This window comes from Fibrobacter sp. UWB5 (assembly GCF_002210295.1).
In the GTDB taxonomy this organism is placed as follows: domain Bacteria; phylum Fibrobacterota; class Fibrobacteria; order Fibrobacterales; family Fibrobacteraceae; genus Fibrobacter.
Genome location: NZ_MWQH01000001.1, coordinates 467,764 through 483,823 on the forward strand (window position 1 = coordinate 467,764; position 16,060 = coordinate 483,823).

Consider the following 16,060-nt stretch of genomic DNA (forward strand, 5'->3'; position numbering starts at 1 on the left):
CTCGCATTAGTGCGGGGCGCCTTTTTTGATAAACTCCTTTCGCAGTTAAAGCACTGGAAGATTTAGTTTTTTTTCTAGATTGTTTCCTTAGCATTCATTTTGTTAGGAGATGCGATGATTGTTGACTTTTTGAACACCGTTGACAGCGTTCTTTATTACCCGATTCTGATTATCGTTCTTGCTGCGGCGGGAATCTATTTTAGCATTCGCACACGGTTCGTGCAAATTAGGCTTTTCGTGGAGGCGGTCTGCACGCTGATTGAAAAACCGCACGAAGCGGGTGGCGTGTCTTCGCTGCAGGCACTCTTGGTGTCGACGGCGTCGCGCGTGGGCACAGGCAACATTATCGGTGTTTCGACGGCAATTTGCCTCGGTGGCGCCGGTGCCGCTTTCTGGATGTGGGTGCTTGCTATTATCGGAGCGTCGTCGGCGTTTGTCGAAAGCACGCTTGCGCAGGTGTACAAGCATCGCGACCGTCGTACGAATGGCTGCTACGGTGGCCCTGCGTATTATATTGAAAGTGCACTGCATAGCCGCTGGCTGGGCATCGTGTTTGCGGTGTTCCTGATTTCTACTTACGCGTTCGGCTTCAATCTGCTATGCTCCTACAACTTGCAGTCGACTTTTGAAACTTACAGCTTCTACAATCCGTCGGTCACGCCATGGATTATCGGCGTAATCCTTGCGGTGTTGGTGGGCTTTTGCCTGTTCGGCGGTGGCAAGCGCATCGTAAAGACGACGGGAATCCTTGTCCCGGTCATGGGACTTTTCTATGTGATTCTTGCGGCCATCATGCTGATTGCGCATTTCAACTTGATTCCCTCTGTGATTGTTGCGATTATGCAAGATGCGTTCGATTTTCAGGCGATTGGCGGAGGCATCGCTGGCTCTTGCCTGATGTATGGAATCAAGCGCGGCCTTTATTCTAACGAGGCGGGCGTCGGTTCTGCCCCGAACGCGGCTGCGGCGGCTCACGTTTCGCACCCGGTAAAGCAGGGCCTTGCGCAGATGCTTTCCGTTTACATCGATACGCTTTTCCTTTGCACGGCCACGGCCCTGATGTGCCTTGTTTCTGGCGTTCCGGGAACGGCCGAGAATGCGGGCGCCATGTATGTGCAACAGGCTGTCTCGACGACGTTCGGTACGGTGGGTTCGGTGTTCATTACGGTGTCGATGACGCTGTTCGCCTTCACAACCCTTTTAGGTAACCTTTACTACGTGCATAACGCGATTGCCTACATCAACAAGAAAAAGATGCCCGGCAAGGCCACGATGGCGGTGATCCATGTTTTGTGCAGTCTGGTGGTGCTCTTTGGCGCGGTTACTCCGATGGATGCCTGTTGGGCACTCGCTGACATTACCATGGGTGGCATGGCGCTCATCAACTTGCCCGCGTGCGTTATTCTGGGCGGGGTTGCCATCAAGGCGCTTCGCGATTACGAATTCCAACGCAAACAAGGTCGCAATCCGGCTTTTATCGCAAGGCATATCGGCTTAGATGCTGAAAAGCTCGATTACTGGCACCATAAGGAAAGGGACGAAAGGGAATAATCGAATTCTAAGTCATGAAATTAAAAGGGCTGCGAAATGAATCGCAGCCTTTTTTTCTTGATTTTCTGCTTTCGCATATGCCTAATCCCGAAAATACCCCTGATGCGGAACGCCGAGCGTTCTTTGATAAACACCTTTCGCAACTCAAACACTGGAAACAAGTGTAAAAAAGGCGCTCCCCGCATTAGTGCGGGGGGGGGACTTTTTACTTTCATCCCTGCTTTTTTGTCATGCCCGCGTAGGCGGGCATTTCCTGTTTTTAGAAAATAAGTTATTTTAGGGTTTAGAAATTCATGAGTGAATTAAAGCCCGAAGAAGAAGCACGCGTATTGATAGATGAAAAGCTCGCCACTGCCGGTTGGGCCGTTGTTTCGCGTTCTGAGTATTCAGAAAAACAAAATGCGCAAGCCGTCATGGAAGCTATCACAATAGGGAAAAAAGAAGCCGATTACATTTTATTCTTGGATGGCAAAGCAATCGGCGTATTGGAAGCAAAACGCGCAGAAAATAATTTAGGAACTCAGGTAGCAGATCAAGTTGCTGGTTATTCAATCGGGCTTCCATCTTGGTGTCAAACTTGGTCTACGCCTCTACCATTCCTTTTCATGAGCAATGGAGACAAACTGCTGTTCTGCGACCGAAGGGATTTTGCTGCTGGCGAACCACTAGAGTTTGTTGAACTCAAAAAGATGTTCACGCCGAAAGAGCTTGCGACCCGTGCGGAACTTAAATCTGAATTTGCAAAAATGCCTGCAGTCCCCGCAGTGCAGACGAAGGCCAAAGCAGGTTTGCGCCAATGCCAGTACGATGCAATTTGCAACTTGGAACTGAGCTTTAAGCATGGCAAGAAAAAGGCTTTGATTGTTCTTGCAACGGGTGCTGGTAAAACATTTACCGCATGCACAGCGGCGTATCGTCTGCTCAATTATACCCCGGCTAAAAAAGTCTTGTTCCTGGTGGACCGCAACAACCTTGGCAAGCAGGCCGAAGGTGAGTTCGGGATGTATAAACTTACGGAAACGGGAATTCCGTTTAGCGACGAGTATGTCGTTCAGCGTCTTCACAACGTGAAGGATATCGAAAAGTCCCATGTGGTGATATCTACCATTCAGCGTCTTTATGCTGTTTTGACCGGGCAAACTTTTGTTGATACCGACGATGACGAATCAGAACTTGATGGCGACTCAACGAACGATCAGTCCTCCGTAAGTATTGAACTTCCGCAAGATTTGAAGGTTGCAAGAGATGCCTTTGATTTGATTATTGTGGATGAATGCCACCGTTCCATTTATGGTAAATGGAAACAGGTGCTCGATTATTTCAATACGGCTCGTGTTGTTGGATTGACTGCGACTCCGACCGAAGAGGCTTACGCGTTCTTCAACAAGAATACGGTGGTGGAGTACACCCTCGAAGATTCTATCCGCGATGGCGTGAACGTACCCCCGCGCGTATTCCGAATCAAGACCCTAGTCAGTTCGCAGGGCGGGACAATCGGTCAAGGCGAACACGTAGAGCGCATTACGCTCTTGGATGGCTCCAAGCAAAAGAAAATTCAGAAAGAGGACCAAAAGTACGAAAGTACCGAATTAGACCGCAGTGTCGTGAACCCGGCACAGATTAGGCTCGTAGTTGACTCCTTTAAGCAAGCCATTTATTCGTCGCTTTACCCGGAACGTTTGAGCGATGACCCTGTCCGCAATTGGAAATATATTCCCAAGACGCTTTTCTTTGCAAAGACCGACAGCCACGCTGACAACATCATTGAGGCCATCAAACAGTCCTTTGCCGTTGAATTTGAAAAGGTGGGGCTCAAGCTTCCCGAAAAGTTCGTGCAGAAGATTACTTGTAAAGCAGGAAATTCCAATCAGCTGATTTCCGATTTCAGGAACGAGAAGGAATTTCGCATTGCGGTGACGGTGACGCTTGTGGCGACCGGTACAGATGTGAAACCTTTGGAAGTCCTAGTGTTCATGCGCGATATCAATTCCGCCGTACTTTACACGCAGATGAAGGGTCGCGGTTGCCGAACGATGGACGATGACAAGTTCCAGCTTGCAACTCCGAACGGAACGAGCAAGGACTGTTTTTACTTAGTCGATGCTGTTGGCGTTACCGAACACGAAATGAAGCTTCCGGGTGCGACTAGCGATGCGGAATTTCACAAGACCTTGGGACTCGAAAGATTGATGGAACGCCTGGCCCATGGCGAAGTTCCTGATGAACACTTGAATTTGTTTGCGGGTTATCTCTCGAAAATAAACAACAAGGCGGAGCAGGAAGATTTGAGCGAAGTTAACAAGTTGCTGGCTCCAACATCCCTGTATTTCTTTGTAAGTCGAATTTATGATGCCCTCACAGGTAAGAACGAATTCTCGACGCATCCTTTACCGGAATACAAGGACATCAACGACGCTAATATTGAGCGCAGAGAATTGATTTCTGCTGTCATCAACAATGTCAAGGTTCGCAAAATTCTTCTTGAAATCAATCGTGGCTTTATCAAGATTCAGCATGAAGGCACTGATAGTCTAGTTTACTCCGGTTTCAGCATTGATGAATCTAAAAAGTATGCGGAAATCTTTAAGGATTTTATTGAGCAGAATCGTGATGAAGTGGAAGCTCTGCGCATTATCTACAACAGCGAAGATGTTGCCATTACCTACGAAATGCTCTCGGATTTGAAGCGCAAACTCGAAAAGTTTAACCCGATGCTGAACGAGAAGAATCTTTGGACTTGCTATAAGACATTGTCCGTGAATAAAGTGGGTAAGGCCGGAAAAGTAAAGGACCTAGAAAAGGACGAAGTTGGCCTTTTGACGAACCTTATACAGTTGGTGCGTTACGCTTTGGGGCAAAAAGAGTCGCTTTATTCATTGCAAAGCACTTCTGCCAGCCTTTTTGAATTATATTGCGGTCAAAATCAACGCGTGTTAAACGAAGATCAAAAGCAAGTGCTTAAGAGGATTGCTCAATATGTTGTGCAGAACGGTTGCGTCTCGGTGCCAATCCTGATGCAGTATGAGAAACCTCTATTCTTACAGGCGGCAAAACTCTTCGGCCCGCAAAATGTTAATACCGAAATCCAGAACCTGACAAAGTTCATGTTCCAGTAAAGAAAGATGAAAAAACAGATTGAAGTAAAATCCGAAACGACATTGACAAAAAAGGTCTGGAATATGGCCGATGTGCTGGCGGCGGCTGGAGTGGGCTTTACCGACTACATTATCCAGCTGACTTACTTGCTGTTCCTGAAGATGGATGCAGAAAAGGAATCCTACGGATTGGGTAGTGCTATTCCCAAGGGCAATCGCTGGAAAGATTTGCTTTCTCTTGACGGTCCGGATTTGCAGGCGAAATACGAAAAAATTCTTGAAACGCTCAAATCCAAAGACGGTCTGATTGGTGCAATCTTTACCGAAGCGCAGAACAAGATTCAAAAGCCCGCCATGCTTAAAAAGCTCATCAACATGATTGATGAAGAAAATTGGTTCAGCATGGAAGGCGACATCAAGGGTGCTATTTACGAAAGCATTCTTGAAAAGAACGGACAAGATAAAAAGAGCGGTGCAGGGCAGTATTTTACTCCGCGTCCGCTTATTAACGCCATGGTCGATGTCGTGGCTCCGAAAATTACGGAAACCGTTGCAGACCCCGCTTGTGGAACGGGTGGCTTTTTGCTTGCCGCATACGATTACATGAAACGCCAGAGCAACGATATCGAAAAGTTGAAGTTCCTGCAGACAAAGGCTCTTAGCGGTAATGACATCACGCCTTTGGTGGTGACCTTGGCGAGCATGAACCTTTATTTGCACGATGTTAGCCCGGATACGACTCCTGTCAAGTGCGTTGATTCCTTGGAGCACGAACCTGAACATTTGGTGGATGTTATTTTGGCGAATCCGCCTTTCGGAACGCGTCCGGCAGGTAGCGTGGATATTACCACCATGCGCACCGACTTGATTGTCACGACGACCAACAATCAGCTGAACTTTTTGCAGCACATGATGTTGATGCTCAAGGATGGTGGCCGTGCGGGCGTGGTGTTGCCGGATAATGTTCTCTTTGCAGATGGTGCGGGTGAAACGCTCCGCAAAAAACTTTTGACCGAGTTCAACCTCCACACAATTCTCAGGCTCCCCACGGGAATTTTCTATGCGAACGGCGTGAAGGCAAATGTGCTGTTCTTTGTCAAGGGAACCCCAACCAAGGAAACTTGGTTCTATGATTACCGTACAGGCGTCAAACACACGCTTGCGACAAGACCCCTGAAACGCAGCGATCTTGATGATTTTGTGAATTGCTACAATGCAAAGAACATCGCTAAACGCAAAGAAACTTGGAGCGAAGAAAACCCGACCGGGCGTTGGCGCAAGTATGATGTCAAGGATCTTTTGGCCCGCGACAAGACGAGCCTCGACATAACTTGGATTAAGGACAAGGACGATATTGAAGACGTAACGCTTGCCGACCTTTTGGCAAACATCAAGGACGAAGCGAAGGAAATTGCCGCCCACTCCGAAAAACTCGCCAAGATGCTCAAGGGAATCGACGGATGAACACGAAACTCCTGAAGCAAAAAATCCTCGACCTCGCCATTCGCGGAAAGCTCACGCAACAACTCAAAAGCGACGGCACTGCCGCTGATTTGCTGAAAGAAATTTCTGATGCGAAAAGCGCACTGAGCCAGCCGAAGGGTAAGAAGTCGAAGAGATTTGTCCCGATATCTCGCATCTATTGTGAAAACGGAGTCTGGTTTGAGCAACTTGAGAATGCGAAGCCCAAGGACATTTCAGAAGAAATTCCCTTTGAAATACCTGAGAATTGGACATGGTGTAGATTAGAATGCGTTTGTTTTGATATTGCTGATATAGACCATAAAATGCCTGCTGTTTGTGACAATGGGATTCCGTATATTTCTCCGCTTAACTTTGTTGCAAATAACAAAATTGATTTTGCTGGGGCAAAAAAAATTTCAAAAGAAGATTTTTTACAATTATCAAAAAAATGTAAACCAGAAAGGGGTGATATTATTTTCCCTCGTTATGGAACTATTGGTGTAATAAGAACTGTTGAAACGGATATAGATTTTCTTGTCTCATATTCTTGTGCAACGATAAAACCTTGTAAAAACCATATGGATGCGAGGTACGTCAGTGCTCTTTTACAATCCCCTTTGATTCAAGAGATTGAGATTCCTCGTTATATAAATAAAACCACACAAGCTAATGTTGGATTGCAATCTATAAAGAAATTTTTATTCGCTCTTCCCCCATTAGCAGAGCAACAGCGTATTGTTGAAAAAATTCAGGAAGCCTTCGCCGAAATTGATTCCATCGAAAATAACAAGGAACTCCTCAAAACCCACATCAAGCAAACCCGCCAAAAAATCCTTGACCTCGCCATCCACGGCAAACTCGTCCCCCAAAACAAATCCGACGAACCCGCCAGCGTTTTGCTAGAACGAATAACACGTGATAACCCCCATTATGAGAAGTTGACCGATGTTCCCTTTGAAATACCGGATTCGTGGGAATGGGTTAAGTTGGGAGATGTGTGCAAACCAATAAAAAGAGGAAAATCACCCAAATACATTGAACAAAGTAATATATTGGTTTTTGCTCAAAAATGCAATCAAAAAGATGGTCCCGTTTCACTGGAGAAGGCTCTTTATTTAGATGAATCAACGCTAAATAAATATCCTAAAGAAGAATTTCTGCAAAAGGGTGATGTTATCATCAATTCAACAGGTACAGGGACATTAGGACGTGTAGGCCATTTTAATGTTGATTTGCCTCAAGGAATAAAAGGAATCGTTCCTGATAGCCATGTGACAACGATTCGCTCATCTGTTGTAAATTCAAATTACCTCTATTCTTATTTGAAAAATAAACAATCATATTTGGAAAAAAACGGAGAAGGCTCCACAAATCAAAAGGAACTTAAACCGCACACAATATACGATTTAGAATTTCCACTCCCGCCTTTGGCGGAGCAAAAAAGAATCGTGAACAAAATAGAAGAAATCTTTGCTTCGTTAAACGAGATTTCTCTCCATTTGGTCTAGCGCAGAAAACAGTTCTTCAATCTTTGTTACAATGCGAGATTGCTCAGCTAGCGGAGGAAGTGGGATAGTGAAATCAATAAGGTTTTGTGAACTTATTGAAGGTGAATTATCGCCTTTCATAAATTGATTTAAACCATCAACAACATAATTGCTAGTCAATAGGAAAAAACAAAAGTCAGAATTGACAATGATGGGCGAACAAACAAAGAATCCTGTTGATGCAATACAATCATTTTCGGTAACTTTTGCAATATTACGAAGATATGGACGCACTAAAGAAAATAGTATGTCACCTTTTTTAGTAAATCGTGAAGCTCTGCTAGGTGCATTTTTTGATTCAATCATTTTTGGTGCTTTAATTCTGCAAGTGGAATTATCTATTGCATCGATATCGATATATTTAAAAAATGCTCCTTTAGGAGTTGTTGATTGCATTGGAGCAAGAATATCCCCCAATCTGCACCAAATCCAATTCTCAGGTATATCAAACGGAATTTCATCTTTGCTTATTGGAGCAAGGAGATTCCCGCCTTCGCGGGAATGACGTTTGTAGTTAGAATCTCTCTCGTCTTTCGTCTCTCGTCTTTCGTCTAAACCCATCTTCTCATAATGGGGGTTATGTCTTACAATTTTTTTTTCAAAAAAATTCCAAACCTCTTGACAAATTTTTAAAATAGTGTATATTTGTGCAGTAGTCCGTTTTTTATAGCGTGTAAACGGAGTGAGGTAGTATATGAGCAAGCAGAATGTGTCGACTTTTACCGCATCAAAATCAGCCGGCAAACTCTATTTTTCCCTAATTTTTAGTATCAAAATGCCGCAAATTTGCTCAATTTGCGAAAAAAGTGCTTATTACATGGCGGAAAGTGGGGTGAAAGGTGCACTTTCCGCAGTGCAATCGGGCATTTTTGGCGAAATTCGCTCAATTATCGGGCGTCATGAGGAGAAAAAAGTTCTCCAAAGGTGTGTGGATAGTGAAAGAGCTGAGTTTGTCGCGATATATGGTCGCAGGAGAATCGGCAAGACTTTTCTGGTAAAGCAGTTCTTTGAAAGCTCGTTTGATTTTTATACGACTGGAGTCTATCAGGTCTCTCGTTCTGAACAATTGAAAAATTGGCAAAAGCAATTACTGAAATACAGTAAACAGAGAAGGAACACGCCTAAAGATTGGTTTGAGGCTTTTGATCAGCTTCAAGAGTATCTGCAATCCTTAAAAAAGGAACGGTTTGTCGTTTTTATTGATGAATTGCCTTGGCTCGATACACCCAAATCGAATTTCCTAAAGGCTCTTGAAATGTTTTGGAACAGCTGGGGTTCTGATTGCAATCGACTAAAGCTGATTGTTTGTGGCAGCGCCACAACCTGGATGATTAATAAACTGCTAGGTGATAAGGGCGGTTTGCACAATCGTGTGACAATGCCGATTTGCCTTTCTCCGTTCACCTTGCACGAAACAAGTCAATACTTGACTTATATGGGCTTTGACTGGTCCGATATGGAAGTTATCGAGACTTACATGGTATTGGGTGGAGTTCCTTATTATTTGTCTCTGTTGGGCCCCTCTTTAAGTTTGCGGCAAAATATAGACAACCTGTTTTTTAAGCGTAACGCGGTGTTAAAAACGGAATATGACTTCCTTTTTAACTCGCTTTATAGCGAGGCACAAGCATACAAGAAAGTTGTGGAACTTTTATCGTCAAAAATGATTGGCATGACTCGTAGCGAGATGATGTCGAATCTTAAACTTTTGGACAATGGTTTTTTCTCGATAGTTCTTGATAACTTGGAAAAATGCGATTTTATTCGGCATTATCAATCTTTCGGAAAAAGAAAAAACGAAGCGTTATACCAGCTGACGGACATGTTCACACTGTTCTTTGTGCGGTTTGTCAAGAATTATAACGGCATGGATGAAAATGCCTGGAGTCATTTGCCCGATGGCAAACGCAATGCTTGGCTAGGTTACGCTTATGAACAGGTTTGCATACACCATATAAACCAAATAAAAAAAACTTTGGGCATATCAGGGATTGCAAGTGATGTTTGCTCATGGACTAAAAAAGGAGAGAACGGCGCACAGATAGATTTGGTTATTGATCGGAGCGATAGGGTGATTGACTTATGCGAAATCAAGTATTGCGATCGACCGTTTGAAATCAAAAAAGATTATGCAGATTGGCTTAAAGAACGACGTGATATTTTTAGAGAGAATGTGCGAACGAACAAGACTTTGCACCTGACCATGATTACCCCCTTTGGATTGGCTAAAGGGAAATATGAATCCTGTGTTCAAGGATGTGTGACGGCAGCAGACCTTTTTCAATAAGGAGAGGAGATACTTGCGATGGATTGTTTCGTTTTCTACCTTGCCGAAAGACCTTCGTTTTACCAGTATCTGGAAGGGCAGAACCTTGCTGTCAATACGATGGATTCGTATTGCTGGACAGCGGACTTCTTCAAGTCGCATTTCGGACGGTTCGGTCGTAAGTCGCTGGCTGATTACAAGAGTTTTCTTCTGAAAAATTTCAAGCCCAAGACCGTTAATTTGCGGATCCAGGGCATCAATAAATATCTGGATTACGCAGGCAAATCAAAACTACGAGTCAAGAATGTCAAGGTTCAGCAAAAAAGTTTTCTGGAAAATGTCATTAGCGATGCCGATTACAGATTCTTGAAGACGAGTCTGCTGCAAGATGGCCAAACCAAGTGGTATTTTGTGGTGTGGTTCCTGTCGGCGACGGGCGCCCGCGTGAGCGAACTGGTGAAACTCAAGGTGGAACATGTGGAGTGCGGATATTTCGACATCTACGGAAAGGGCGGAAAGCTGCGACGGCTCTACATTCCGGAAACTTTGCAAAAAGAAGCTTTGCGCTGGTTGGAAAGTGAAGGCCGATCCAGCGGATACCTTTTCCTGAATCGTTTTGGCAAGCAGATTACTCCGCGGGGGATTGCCTCACAACTGAAAGCGTTCGCAAAGAAGTATGGCCTAGATGAAGCCGTTGTTTATCCTCATTCGTTTCGCCACCGCTTTGCTAAGAACTTTTTGGAAAAGCGAAACGACATCGCTTTGCTTGCCGACCTTATGGGGCACGAACATATCGAAACGACTCGTATTTATTTGCGCCAAACAGCAAGCGAACAGCGTGAAGTCGTGAATAAGGTGGTGACGTGGTAGAACTTTTTTTTGTGTAATTTTACTTGACCACAATTCTCTGCATCAGACTCTTGGAGCCGTCGCGCACGCGGACTACGAATAAACCTTCGGAAAGTCCGCTGAGTTCGACGGAACCTTTCACGTCCTTTGCGCTGAATGCCGAGCGGCCCTGCATATCGAACACGTTGACCTTGGCGGCAGTGGCGCCTGCAATGGAGAGCGTGCGACCGCTGAGGTACATCGAAAGGGTGCTCGTGCCGGCAATGCTCTTGATTGCTTCAGAGGAATCTCCGCAATTGCCGTCGCATGGCGCGTCAAATAGAGAATCTGGATACGGTGATTTTACTTCAGATGCCGGGTGTGCCTTGAGGCTGACCATAATGCTATCGTAGGCGGGCTTCGGCTTGTATTGTTTGTCGTAGAGCAGTCCTTCGGTCTTGCCTTGCTGCTCGTCGAGCCAGCTGTGAGCATCGGTGAGTCCCCAAATCACGAATTCGCCCATGTTCGGTTCTTCGAGGAAAACGTCCATGAACTGGCGGTACAGATGCCCTTGCTTCTCGTAGTCTGCGGCGGTGAGTTTGCCTGCCGATCCTTTCGGGAACCCGATGTCAAGTTCGGTGATGTTTAATGTAACGTCCAATTCTGCGAGAGCCTTGGCAAATGCGCGAACGTTCTGCGGCGTGGTTTCGTGGGCGATTTCGATATGTGTCTGCGTGCCTACGCAAGTAATAGGAATGCCATTTGCCTTCCAGCGCTTGACTTGTTCCAATACAAAACCCGCCTTGGAACCTTCGTTAATGCCCCATTCTACGGCGTAGTCGTTGTAGCAGAGCTCTGCATCGGGGTCGGCGGCATGCGCCCATACGAATGCGGAGTCCAGGAATTCAGGGCCAATGCCTTCGTACCACACGGAACCGGTAGAACGCCAGTCGTGATTGTAGTCGTCGTTAATGGCTTCGTTTACTACGTCCCATTCGGCGATTTTACCCTTCCAGTGACCGACCACGTTGTCGATGTGGTTCTTGAGTACGCTGAGCAACTTTTCCTTTTGACCGCTGTAGTTGTTCACCCAGCCGGGGACTTGGCTATGCCAGGCGAGGGCATGACCACGTACGCGGAGTCCGTTGGCCTGGGCGTATTCGACCATCTTGTCTCCCTTCGCGAAATTGAATTCGTTCTCGCTCGGTTCCGTGGCGTCGAACTTCATCTCGTTTTCGGCGACGACCACGTTGAACTGGGTTTTGTGAATTTCTTCGAATTCAGGTTCAATAGCGTCGTTGAACCATTCGCTGTTCAGGATGGTCCCGATAAAGCGCCCGCGTTCTTTGGCGAGGTCTCGGATGGTTTCGTCGGCGAAGGAGTTAGAAAGGCCTGCCCCTAAAAGAGCTGCGCTAAATACAATGCGCGAAAATGACAGAGTATGTTTCATAAATTCCTCTATCATCCCAGTACACCGTCGCTAAAGATAATAAAAAGGGCTAGGATATCAATCCTAGTCCTTGTGATTAGAGAGGTGTTGCAAACTTACTTGATGGTGACTCTTTGCATCAGATTCTTGGAGCCGTCGCGCACGCGAACCACGTACATGCCTTCGGCAACCTTCAAGTCGACAGAACCCTTCACGTTCTTTGCGCTGAATACCGGGCGGCCCTGCATGTCGAACACGTCGACCTTGGCGGCGGTGGCGCCTGCAATAAAGAGCGTGCGGTCAGAGAGGTGCATCGAAAGACTGCTCATGCCGGCAATGCTCTTGATTGCGATTGTGGAATCGTTCGATGTCGTGTCCTTCTTGGTGGTGTCTGTCTTGGTTGTATCCGTTTTAGTCGTGTCGGTTTTCGTAGTGTCCTGCTTTACCGTATCCTGCGGCGGTTCATACGTCTTAAGTCTCACCAAGATGCTGTCGAATGCCGGTTTCGGTTGCAAGTTGTCGTCGTAAATGAGACCCTTTTGCCTGTTCAGGCCGCCAAGCCAACTCCATTTATCAGAAACGCCCCAAATCAGGTAGGTGTCCGCATTCGGTTCTTCAAGGATAATGTCCAGGTACTGGCGGAAAGTCTGGCCTTGGCGTTCAAGATCGCTCTTGCTCACGTTGATCCCGCTCTTGAATCCGATATCGAGCTCGGTGATTTTCAGCTTGATGTTGAGTTTTGCAAGTTCCTTGGCAAGGGATCGCAGGCTGTCCGGCGAGCCGATAAAGTGCTTGTCGGTGGTGGTGTCTTCCACGTGGGTCTGCGAACCTACGCAATGGATAGGAATGCCGTTTGCGACCCAACGCTTCACCTGTTCCAGCAAGAACCCTGCCTTGGCTTTCGGGTTGACGCCCTGTTCCAAGTTGTAGTCGTTGTAGCAGAGCTCCGCGTTGGGGTCGGCGGCGTGCGCCCACACGAAGGCGGAGTCGATAAATTCGGGGCCGATTCCCTGGTACCACACGGAATAGGAACGCCATTGGGGTTCGTTGTTGCTGATGGCCTCGTTCACCACGTCCCATTCATCCACCTGGCCTTTCCAGTGTCCGACCACGTTGTTGATGTGGTTCTTGAGAACAGAGAGCAGTTTTTTCTTGTCGTTCTTGTAGTTGTTTACCCAGTTCGGGACCTGGCTATGCCAGGCGAGGGCATGGCCACGGACACGCATGCCGTTCTGCTTTGCGTACTTGACCATCTTGTCGCCGTTGTTGTAGTTGAACCTGTTTTCGCTAGGTTCGGTGGCGTCGAACTTCATCTCGTTTTCGGCGACGACAATATTGAACTGTGTCTTGTGAATTTGTTCGTAGTTGCCTGGGAGGCCACCGCCAAACCACTGCGAATTCAGAATGGCGCCGATATAGATATTGTTTTTATCGGCCAGCGATCTAAGGGTTTCGTCTGCGGCGAAGGAGCTCGTGAATCCAGCGCCAAGAAGGGCGATGCCAATAGCAAAGCCCGAGAAGGAAAGCTTCTTTCTCATTGTTTTACCTCTTCTGAACCACACCACTCACTCAGCTATATAAAATAATCAAAAAATAAGCAAAGAGAGGTAAAGAAAACGAAACGAAAGGTTCCGCTTTTTAGCCTAATTTTAGCCCTGGGATCTGCTTTTCAAGTTCAAGTGCCTGAGCCGCAAGTTTTTTCTTGAGCTCCTGGGTGGCGGGGGAGCTCTCGTCTTGAATGCGGTGATTCGCCATTTTCAGGAACTTTTCCACTTTCGCCATGTTCTCGCGGGTGGTGCTGTCGCAGTAGGTCTCTGTCATCCGTTCAAAGATGTATTCCTCGGCGGTTTTAGACAAATGAATCATGTCTTCGGCGTAAAAACGGTAGTCCCGCAGTTCGTCCATCACGATTTCGTAGCTCGGGAAATAATCTATGGTGGTACTGTGGATGGCGAGTTGCAATGTCGATTTAGAAAGTGTGTTGTTGTGGGCACCGTCGCTCATGTGGCGCAGCGGTGATACGGTAAAGACGATGTGGACGTTGCAATTCGTGTCGCGGAGCAGGGCGACGATTTTCTGGATGGACTGCGAGGCTTCTTCTACGGAAATCAGCCTGCGCTCAAATAGGTGGGGGTCTTGCCTGTGACAATTCGATACGGGCTTGTCGATGTCCTTTAAATAGTAGACGAATGCGGAGCCGAGCGTGATGAAGGCGGTGTCCGCCTTTTGCAAGAATCCGCGGGCTTGTGCCGTTGCGGCATTCAGCTTTTCGATGCATTCCTCTTTTGTTGCGCCCGAAAGCGAACTGTGCGCGTCCCAGCAATGCCAAAGGCCGTCGCATCGCGTGTCCTGAAAGACATCTTCTTCTCCGAAAATTTTTCCGTCGGCAATCGCCTTGATTTGACCTGCCAAAGAAACCGGGTTGTAGACTGTCCCGAACGGGTTTACGAGAACATGGAATTTCCTTTCCGCAAACTGAGCCGAGATATTGTCCGCAAAACAAGAACCGAAAAAGGCCAGACGGCTCGTGTAGTCGATTTTAAAATCTGCGGCGGGAATGTCGATTTTCGTGAAGAAGTCCATGTTACAAATTTAAGTAGAATTTTATTTGCAAGTGCTTAGGGTGTCACACGGATTCGAAAAAACTAACGTTTTTTCTTTTTATAATAAATATTGAAGAATTTTTTTGTCGTGCGCAATTGTTGAAAGGTGGTCTGTTAGATTTTACGTTAGTAAAATCAAATAAATGCGTAAGGCGAGTGAAGCAGGATTGCTTGCAAGCCTGTTTTTGAGCCTAGCATTTAGTACTTAAGTACAATCCGTGTGGCATAGGGGGCGCTTGCCGTCTGATTTTAAAGAGTTTTATATTGTAGAATACGTCTAATTTTTGTGTAGAAATTGCAAAAACTTGCAAATTTTAATGAAATTCAATAAAAAATATTGTAAAACTATTGTCTTTTTAAAAATTTTATTGTATATTCATTCTTGTCCGACACATTTTGTGATGTGGGTTTAATTTGGGATCGGGCAGGAGGAATAGGTGGAAGACATTCTAACTTATACGGGCTACCGCCAGTATATCGCGGATTATTACGCCGACAAAAAGGCGAAATCCGCGTTTACTTGGCAGGAGTTCGCCCGTGCGGCGGGATTCTCGTCACCTGTTTACCTAAAATACGTGAGCGAAGGACGCTTTAACTTGAGCGATGAGGCCGCATTCCGTGTGGCTGTTGCAATGCACCTTGTGGATTACGAGCAGGAATATTTCTGCGAAATGGTCAAGTTTGACCACGCCAAAAAGGATTCCGACAAAAAGGCTGCGTTCAATAAGATGCTTGCCATAGCCGAGGCGCACAAGGCAAAAATTCTGGAAGGCGAGGCTTTCCGCTTTTTCGGTGACTGGAAAAATCCAGTGCTCCGCGAGCTGGCGCCAGCCATGCCCGGGGCGAAACCCTTGGCGCTTGCGCATGCGTGTCGTGCCAAGGTGAGTGCGGCTGAAGTTACCGAGACGCTCAATTTTTTGGTGAAGGCTGGCCTGCTTCAAAAAGATGAAGACGGCAATTATAAACAGACTGAAAAGTCGGTTACGACGGGCCCCATGGAAGTGACTCCCTTGGCTGTTCGTAATTTGCATCGTCAGATGGGCGAGTTTGCTCTTGATACAATTGAGGGCGTGCCGCAAGATAAACGCCAATTCTCGGGGGTGACTGTTGGTGTGACGCGCGAAGCTTACGAAGAAATCGTGCAAGAAATTGCCGAGTTCCGTAAGCGTGTCATTGCGATTGCTACTAGGGATTCTGCGACAGACGAGGTGTATCGCCTGAATATGCAGTTTTTCCCGATGACGAACAAGGGTGAAAATAAAAAGGGTTAGGAGAGT

Annotated in this window: 11 protein-coding genes; 7 read left to right on the forward strand and 4 right to left on the reverse strand. The window is 46.5% G+C overall.

Going from position 1 to position 16,060, the window contains the following annotated elements; all coding sequences use genetic code 11:
- Nucleotides 1–114: 114 nt before the first annotated feature.
- From B7989_RS01985 to B7989_RS02005, 4 genes are all read left to right on the forward strand, one after another.
- A complete protein-coding gene (locus B7989_RS01985; RefSeq protein ID WP_088626945.1) occupies nt 115–1,551 on the forward strand; it encodes a sodium:alanine symporter family protein in 1,437 nt (478 codons plus the stop codon).
- 293 nt (nt 1,552–1,844) lie between these two features.
- The gene (locus tag B7989_RS01995; RefSeq protein WP_088626946.1) at nt 1,845–4,667 is read left to right on the forward strand and encodes a DEAD/DEAH box helicase family protein; all 2,823 of its coding nucleotides are present in this window, start codon (nt 1,845–1,847) and stop codon (nt 4,665–4,667) included.
- 6 nt (nt 4,668–4,673) lie between these two features.
- Nucleotides 4,674–6,110, forward strand: a complete 1,437-nt coding sequence (locus tag B7989_RS02000) for a class I SAM-dependent DNA methyltransferase (RefSeq protein WP_088626947.1) — start codon at nt 4,674–4,676, stop codon at nt 6,108–6,110.
- Entirely contained in the window at nt 6,107–7,618 is a 1,512-nt protein-coding gene (locus B7989_RS02005) for a restriction endonuclease subunit S (RefSeq protein WP_088626948.1), read from the forward strand. Before B7989_RS02000 ends, B7989_RS02005 begins: the two co-directional genes overlap by 4 nt.
- Here B7989_RS02005 and B7989_RS02010 read toward each other — a convergent pair.
- Entirely contained in the window at nt 7,589–8,218 is a 630-nt protein-coding gene (locus B7989_RS02010) for a restriction endonuclease subunit S (RefSeq protein ID WP_088627344.1), read from the reverse strand. The two genes, B7989_RS02005 and B7989_RS02010, sit on opposite strands and share 30 nt — an antisense overlap.
- A 133-nt stretch (nt 8,219–8,351) precedes the next feature.
- Between B7989_RS02010 and B7989_RS02015 the strand changes: the two genes are divergently transcribed.
- The gene (locus B7989_RS02015; RefSeq protein ID WP_198959533.1) at nt 8,352–9,944 is read left to right on the forward strand and encodes an ATP-binding protein; all 1,593 of its coding nucleotides are present in this window, start codon (nt 8,352–8,354) and stop codon (nt 9,942–9,944) included.
- An 18-nt stretch (nt 9,945–9,962) separates the two neighbouring features.
- The gene (locus B7989_RS02020) at nt 9,963–10,793 is read left to right on the forward strand and encodes a tyrosine-type recombinase/integrase (protein ID WP_088626950.1); all 831 of its coding nucleotides are present in this window, start codon (nt 9,963–9,965) and stop codon (nt 10,791–10,793) included.
- 19 nt (nt 10,794–10,812) lie between these two features.
- On the opposite strand, the gene B7989_RS02025 is transcribed toward B7989_RS02020, so the two are convergent.
- The 3 genes from B7989_RS02025 to B7989_RS02035 form a co-directional block, all read right to left on the reverse strand.
- Nucleotides 10,813–12,201, reverse strand: coding sequence for an endo-1,4-beta-xylanase (locus B7989_RS02025; protein ID WP_088626951.1), 1,389 nt, complete (start codon nt 12,199–12,201; stop codon nt 10,813–10,815).
- A gap of 95 nt (nt 12,202–12,296) precedes the next feature.
- On the reverse strand, nt 12,297–13,718 hold the full coding sequence (locus B7989_RS02030; protein WP_088626952.1) for an endo-1,4-beta-xylanase: 1,422 nt from the start codon (nt 13,716–13,718) through the stop codon (nt 12,297–12,299).
- A 100-nt stretch (nt 13,719–13,818) separates the two neighbouring features.
- Entirely contained in the window at nt 13,819–14,763 is a 945-nt protein-coding gene (locus B7989_RS02035) for a GSCFA domain-containing protein (RefSeq protein WP_088626953.1), read from the reverse strand.
- 457 nt (nt 14,764–15,220) lie between these two features.
- Here B7989_RS02035 and B7989_RS02040 point away from each other — a divergent pair, with 457 nt between their 5' ends.
- Nucleotides 15,221–16,054: a TIGR02147 family protein gene (locus tag B7989_RS02040; protein ID WP_088626954.1), complete on the forward strand. Its 834-nt coding sequence runs from the start codon at nt 15,221–15,223 to the stop codon at nt 16,052–16,054.
- The last annotated feature ends 6 nt before the right edge of the window (nt 16,055–16,060 follow it).

What these genes read in the sequence shown, in the direction of transcription:
- B7989_RS01985 (WP_088626945.1), top strand. Translation starts at nt 115, where the DNA reads ATGATTGTTGACTTTTTGAACACCGTTGACAGCGTTCTTTATTACCCG.
- B7989_RS01995 (WP_088626946.1), top strand. Translation starts at nt 1,845, where the DNA reads ATGAGTGAATTAAAGCCCGAAGAAGAAGCACGCGTATTGATAGATGAA.
- B7989_RS02000 (WP_088626947.1), top strand. Translation starts at nt 4,674, where the DNA reads ATGAAAAAACAGATTGAAGTAAAATCCGAAACGACATTGACAAAAAAG.
- B7989_RS02005 (WP_088626948.1), top strand. Translation starts at nt 6,107, where the DNA reads ATGAACACGAAACTCCTGAAGCAAAAAATCCTCGACCTCGCCATTCGC.
- B7989_RS02010 (WP_088627344.1), bottom strand. Translation starts at nt 8,218, where the DNA reads ATGGGTTTAGACGAAAGACGAGAGACGAAAGACGAGAGAGATTCTAAC.
- B7989_RS02015 (WP_198959533.1), top strand. Translation starts at nt 8,352, where the DNA reads ATGAGCAAGCAGAATGTGTCGACTTTTACCGCATCAAAATCAGCCGGC.
- B7989_RS02020 (WP_088626950.1), top strand. Translation starts at nt 9,963, where the DNA reads ATGGATTGTTTCGTTTTCTACCTTGCCGAAAGACCTTCGTTTTACCAG.
- B7989_RS02025 (WP_088626951.1), bottom strand. Translation starts at nt 12,201, where the DNA reads ATGAAACATACTCTGTCATTTTCGCGCATTGTATTTAGCGCAGCTCTT.
- B7989_RS02030 (WP_088626952.1), bottom strand. Translation starts at nt 13,718, where the DNA reads ATGAGAAAGAAGCTTTCCTTCTCGGGCTTTGCTATTGGCATCGCCCTT.
- B7989_RS02035 (WP_088626953.1), bottom strand. Translation starts at nt 14,763, where the DNA reads ATGGACTTCTTCACGAAAATCGACATTCCCGCCGCAGATTTTAAAATC.